Here is a 5,944-nt window from a genome sequence, read left to right as displayed (position 1 = left end):
AGTGGCTCGATCTCGGGCGCCGCGGTCACCCGCAGCTCGGGGTCGGGGCAGGGCGACCGCAGCCGCCGAGAGCGGCGGCAACGGCACCCGGTGCACCACCCCCGGGTGCAGGCCGGCCAGCACCGTGTGCAGGGCGTGCCCGGCGCCGAGCTGGTCGTCCCGGTAGGTGAGCACCACCAGCACCGGCACCCGGTCCAGCCGGCGCCCCAGGAAGGCGAGCAGATCGAGGGTGGCCGGATCGGCCCAGTGCACGTCCTCGAAGACGACCACGGTGTGCCCGCGCCGGCGCAGCTCGCCGAGGAACGCGGCGAACACGTCCGAGTGGTGACCGCGGGCGGCCAGCGCCTCGGTGAACCGCCCGCCCAGCTCGCCGGCCATGTCGTAGAGCGGTCCGAGGGCTCGCGTGCGAGCCAGCGGGTCGCACAGCCCGAGAACCGCCGGGTGGCGCCGCGCGAAGTGCCGGACCAGCGCCGAGCGGCCGATCCCGGTCTCGCCGGTGATCAGCACGATCTGGCCGGCGGCGGTGCTGCGGCGCAGGGCCCGGTCCATCGCGCCGAGCGCCGCCGAGCGTTCCAGCGGTTCGTCCTGCTCGCCGGCTCCCGGGTCAGTGGACATCGCGGGCGAACATCCGGCCGGTCCAGGTCAGCGCGGCCACGGCCAGCACGGCCAGCGAGGCGAGCGTCCACCAGACCCGCGGGTCGGCGTACTCGCCGGCGAAGAGCGAGCGCACGGCGTCGACCGTCCAGGAGGCCGGGTTGGCCCGGGACAGCATCAGCAGCCATACCGGTGCGGTGGCCGCGGTGATCGGCAACAGGATGCCGGAGAGCAGCAGCACCGGCTGGGTGACGGTGTTCAGCACCGGGCCGAGCGCGTCCTCGCTGCGCAGGCGCAACGCCGCCGCGTACGACAGCGCCGACATCGCCAGCGCGACCAGGGCCAGCACCAGGTAGACCAGCAGCAGCTCGCCGATCCCCACGGACAGGCCGAACGGCAGCGCGAGCAGCACGATGACGGTCGCCTGGAACAGCAGCGAGATCACCTCCCGCAGGCAGCGGCCCAGCAGCAGCGCCTGCCGGCTCACCGGGGTGACCCGGCACCGTTCCAGGACGCCGGCCCGGTCCTCGCCGATCAGCGCGAACCCGGCGAACAGCGACCCGAACACGACCAGCATCACCAGCAGGCCGGGGACGAACGTGCGGTACGCCTCCGCGGTGGACGGCGCGTCCAGCGCCGCCTTCAGCAAGGGGCCGAACAGGACCAGGTACAACACCGGCTGCAGGACTCCGGTGATCAGCCAGGCGGGGCCACGCAGCAGCAGGGTCATCTGCCGCTGCAGGATCAGCCAGGTGTCACGGATCAGTTTCACGTCGGAACTCCCGAATTCGTACGGTCAGTCGCGCAGTGAGCGGCCGGTCCGGGCCAGGAAGACGTCGTCCAGGCTGGGCCGGTGCAACTCGACGGAGGCCGGCTCGAGACCGGCATGGTCCAGGGTGCGCAGGATGAGCGGCACCGCACCGGCGGCCGCGTCCACGTAGAGCCGCAGCCGGTCGCCACCGGTCTCCAGGCGCCGCACGTAGGGCTGGCCGTCGAGCAGCCCCGCGGCCGCCTGCGCGGCGCCGTTGAGGCCGACGCTGACGACGTCGCCGGAGATCGCCCGTTTGAGCTCCGCGGGGCTGCCGTCGGCCACGATCCGGCCGTGATCGATGATCGCCACCCGGTCGCAGAGGGCGTCGGCCTCCTCCAGGTAGTGGGTGGTGAGCAGCACCGTCACGCCCTCGGCCCGTAGCCGGCGCACCTCGTCCCACATCCGGGCCCGGCTCTGCGGGTCCAAGCCGGTGGTGGGCTCGTCGAGGAAGAGCAGGCGCGGCCGGTGGATGACCCCCAGAGCGACATCCACCCGGCGGCGCTGCCCACCCGAGTAGGTCTTGCACCGGCGATCCGCGCAGTCGGCGAGCGCGAACGCCTCGACCGCCGCGGCCGCCCGCGCCGCTGCCTCCGCCCGCGGGTACCCGTAGAGCCGGGCCTGCAGGATCAGCTCCTCCCGGCCGGTCGCCTCGTACCAGGTGCTGCCGCCCTGCGCGACATACCCGATCCGGCGGCGGACACCGGCCGGATCGGCGCCCAGGTCGATCCCGGCGATCCGGGCGGTCCCGGCGTCCGGGCGCAGCAGCGTGGCCAGCATGCGCAGGGTGGTGGTCTTGCCGGCGCCGTTGGGTCCGAGGAACCCGACGATCTCACCGGTTCCGATCAGCAGGTCGATCCCGTCCACCGCGGTGCGGGCCGTCTTGCCGGAGCGATAGGTCTTGCGCAGGCCGCGGGCGTCGACCGCCGGGTCTCGGGGCATGGCTCCTCCGAAGGATTCCGGTTTCCGCCCCGGTGGAAGTCCGGATGGCGTCACGGTGCATTCGCGCCGTGTGGCGCGCCGGATGGGAGAAGGACATGCCAATGCCGGGACGCGTGTCCGGCCCGGCTCGCCGCCGCCTCCTTTTCGGCGCGGCGGCGGCGAGCGCGGTCGTGCCGTCAGGGTTTGAGCACGGCACCCCTCGGGACCGGCCGGGGAGTCCCGGACGGCTTCGGTTCGGCTCGCGGGGACGCGCGGCCGCCGCGGCGTGATTCGAAGGTGACGGCCAGCGGTGTGGCCAGGAACAGCGACGAGTACGTGCCGACGATGATGCCGATCAGCAGGGCGAGGGCGAAGTCCACCAGCGAGTCCCCGCCGAGAACCGCGAGCGCGGCCAGGATGAAGATTGCGCCCAGGCCGGTGTTGACCGTGCGCGGCACGGTCTGCAGCGAGCCGGTGTTGGCCAGCCGGGCGAAGGGCACCCGCCGGTTGTCTTTCGCCCGGACCAGCTCCCGCACGCGGTCGAAGGTGACGACCGAGTCGTTGACGGAATATCCGATCACGGTGAGCAGCGCCGCCAGGAAGACGCCGTCGATCGGCCGGCCCAGCCAGGCGAACACGCCGATCAGGATCAGCACGTCGTGGAACATGGCCAGCACCGCCGCCGCGCCCCACCGCCAGCGGAACCGCACCGCCAGATACGCCAGCTGAGCGACGAGGGCCACCGCGAGCGCGACCAGCGCGTTGCGGCGCAGCTCGGCGCCGAGGGTCGGGCCGATCTTCTCGTCCCGCAGCCGCTGGATCTCACCGCCGCCGGCCGAGGCCAGCGCGGACCGCACCTCGGCTTCGGTGGCCTCGTCGAAACCGGCGGAACGGACGCTGATGTTGCCGTCGCCGGAGGTGGTGACCACCGCCCGGTCCAGTCCGGCGGAGGTCACCGCGGTCCTGGCCTCGTCGGCCGTCACGGGGGTGGTCGCGGCGTACTCGACCAGCCGGCCCCCGGTGAACTCCACGCCCAGGTCCAGTCCGCGCACACCGATGCCGGCCAGCGCCAGGACCGCGGCCACCGCCGAGACGGCCAGCCACCGCCGCCGGCGCCCCATGATGTCGGGGTTCCAGGCCTCCAGCTTCCGCCGCACCCAGCCGACGCCGGCCAGGCCGCTCCACCCCGGCCGGCGGGCCAGCCAGCGGGCGTTGACCAGCGGTGACGCCAGCACCCGGGTCAGCACCAGCGCGGTGAACATCGACGCCAGGACACCGATGGACAGCGTGATGCCGAACCCGCGTACCGGACCGGAGGCCAGGAAGAACAACAGTCCGGCCGCGAGCAGGGTGGTGATGTTGGAGTCGGCGATGGCCGACCAGGCGTTGGTGAATCCCGACCGCAGCGCGGTACGCAGGCTGCGCCGTGGCCCGCCCGCGGCGTACTCCTCCCGGGCCCGTTCGAAGATCAGCACGTTGGCGTCGAGCGCCATGCCGATCGCCAGCACGAACCCGGCCAGGCCCGGCAGGGTCAGGGTGGCGCCGATGGCGAGCAGCGCCGCGTAGGAGATCAGGCCGTAGCAGACCAGCGTGACGGCGGCGACCCCGCCGATCAGCCGGTAGACGCCGACGATGAACAGGATCGTGGCGATCGTCCCGAGCACGGCGGCCAGCGCGGAGGCCTCGATGGCGGCCTTGCCCAGGCTCGGGCCGACCGTCCGCTGCTCGACGATCTCGACCGGCACCGGGAGGCCACCGGCGCGCACGAGCAGGGCCAGATTCTTGGCCTCCTCCTCGGTGAACGACCCGGTGATCTGGGTGCGGCCGCCGCTGATGCCGACATCGCAGGCGACGTCCTCGTTCACCTGCGGAGACGAGATCACCTCCTGGTCCAGCACGATCGCCACCCGCCGGGCCGGGTCACCGGGCGGCGCGCAGGCGGCCGTACCGGTCAGCTTGCGCCATGCCTCGCCGCCGCCGCCGCGGAAGTCGAGGTTGACCTCCCACGCGCCTGACCGGCTGATGGCCGCGGTGGCGCCGCTGACCTGCTGCCCGGAGAGCGCCGCCGGGCCGAGCCGCAGCCGCTCGCCGTCCTCCGACGGGAGGACATCCTTGCCGGACGGCCCGGGCGCGACAGCGAGCACCGGCCGGAAGGTGAGCTGGGCGGTCCGGCCGATGACCTCTACCGCCTCGGCCGGTTCGGTCACGCCCGGCAGTTCGACGATGATGCGCCGCTCACCGGAGCGGGCCAGGGTCGGCTCGGCCACGCCGAGCTCGTCGACCCGGCGCCGCAGCACTTCGAGTGCCTCGTCGGTGGTGGCCGGATTCGCGTCGGCGAACTCGCCGTCGCGGGTTTCGAGAACTATCTGGGTTCCGCCGCGCAGGTCCAACCCGAGCCGGGGCGGGCGGGTGGCCAGGAGCCACCCCGACACCGCCAGCACGACCAGGGCCAGAACAGCGCGCACGACAATGGCGCGCGACATTTCGATTACTCCTCAACGCAGGAAGGCCCCGCGCGGCCGCCGGTAAGGCGCCGTCACGGGTGAAAGGAAAGGGACACTGCTACGCCGGCCGGCGTGGCGGTGCCCGTCCTCTCATCGCGTGCAGGAGCATCGAAGGCGTCGCCGCCGAGGTCGCCCACCCAGCAGCAGGCCACACCGGGCGTCGCCGGATGCCGAACAGGAAGGCGACGATCGCGGCGGCGAACAGGAACAGCGGCCCGGGCGAGGGCTTGGCGATCAGCCGGGCTTCCGGCACCACCGGAATCGCCGAGTGCGGCAGCGCGGCCGTCACCGCCGGGCGGGGCAGCTCCCCGGGCGCGGGGGAATCAGCACGGCCGGCGCCCGACAGCGAGATCCAGGCGGTGCAGAGCACGAGCGCCAGCACGGCGGCATGCCATGCCTGCCGTACGCGCCGCTCGGCCCCCACGCTCGGTCCCCCTCCGACGGGCCGAGCCTACCTCGCTGTTTCACCCGGCCCGCCGGATCAGGGGATGCGCGAAAGCACCAACCGCAGCAGGATGTCCACATGAGAGCCTTCTCCGTGTGCCTCGGGACCGTCGCGCTGGTTGTCGCGGGGCTGGGAGTCGGCCCCGCCTCCGGGGCCGAAAGCGATCACGGCTACTCGGCCCTGATCCGCCGCGCCTCCTACGGCGTTCCGCACATCACCGCCCGCGATTTCGGCAGCCTCGGCTTCGGCGTCGGGCACGTGCAGGCCGAGGACAACCTCTGCGTGATCGCCGAGAAGGTCGTCACGGTCAGCGCCGAACGGTCCCGGTGGTTCGGGGCCGGGGCGGGCGACGCCAACGTACGCAGTGATCTGTTCTACCGGAAGGCGATCGACGACCGCGTCGCCGAGCGGCTGCTCGACGGCCGCCGCGACGGCGTGCACGCGCCCTCCGACGACGTCCGTGAGCAGATCCGCGGCTTCGTCGCCGGGTACAACCATCATCTGCGCCGCACCGGCGTGCCGAACCTGAGCGACCCGGCATGCCGCGGCAAGCCCTGGGTGCGCCCGCTCACGGAGATGGACGTCTGGCGTGCCTCGTGGGCCAGCATGGTGCGGGCCGGCTCGCGCGCGCTGCTCGACGGGATCATCGCCGCGGCGCCGCCGGCCGCGGCC

At 73.3% G+C, this 5,944-nt stretch carries 6 protein-coding genes; 1 reads left to right on the top strand and 5 read right to left on the bottom strand.

All coding sequences use genetic code 11. The features are described from left to right. The 5 genes from AB0F81_RS50095 to AB0F81_RS50075 all read right to left on the bottom strand — a co-directional run. Nucleotides 1-615: AAA family ATPase (locus AB0F81_RS50095; RefSeq protein ID WP_360211347.1), on the bottom strand; the 615-nt coding region annotated here is incomplete at its 3' end. Next, nucleotides 605-1,366 carry an ABC transporter permease gene (locus AB0F81_RS50090; protein ID WP_360211345.1) on the bottom strand — a complete coding sequence of 254 codons (762 nt, stop codon included), beginning with the start codon at nucleotides 1,364-1,366 and terminating at the stop codon, nucleotides 605-607. The genes AB0F81_RS50095 and AB0F81_RS50090, both read right to left, overlap by 11 nt. 24 nt (nucleotides 1,367-1,390) lie before the next feature. After that, a complete protein-coding gene (locus AB0F81_RS50085; protein WP_360211343.1) occupies nucleotides 1,391-2,344 on the bottom strand; it encodes an ATP-binding cassette domain-containing protein in 954 nt (317 codons plus the stop codon). Between the two features lie 176 nt (nucleotides 2,345-2,520). Next, nucleotides 2,521-4,806: a protein translocase subunit SecD gene (gene secD, locus AB0F81_RS50080; protein WP_360211341.1), complete on the bottom strand. Its 2,286-nt coding sequence runs from the start codon at nucleotides 4,804-4,806 to the stop codon at nucleotides 2,521-2,523. A 79-nt stretch (nucleotides 4,807-4,885) separates the two neighbouring features. After that, nucleotides 4,886-5,251, bottom strand: coding sequence for a hypothetical protein (locus AB0F81_RS50075; RefSeq protein ID WP_360211339.1), 366 nt, complete (start codon nucleotides 5,249-5,251; stop codon nucleotides 4,886-4,888). A gap of 99 nt (nucleotides 5,252-5,350) precedes the next feature. Between AB0F81_RS50075 and AB0F81_RS50070 the strand changes: the two genes are divergently transcribed. Beyond that, nucleotides 5,351-5,944 (top strand): penicillin acylase family protein (locus AB0F81_RS50070; protein ID WP_360211337.1); only part of this gene is annotated, 594 nt, incomplete at its 3' end.

Source organism: Actinoplanes sp. NPDC024001 (genome assembly GCF_040638955.1).
Lineage (GTDB): Bacteria > Actinomycetota > Actinomycetes > Mycobacteriales > Micromonosporaceae > Actinoplanes.
Note: the sequence above shows the minus strand (reverse complement) of the source record. Positions and strands in the feature narration are given on the sequence as shown.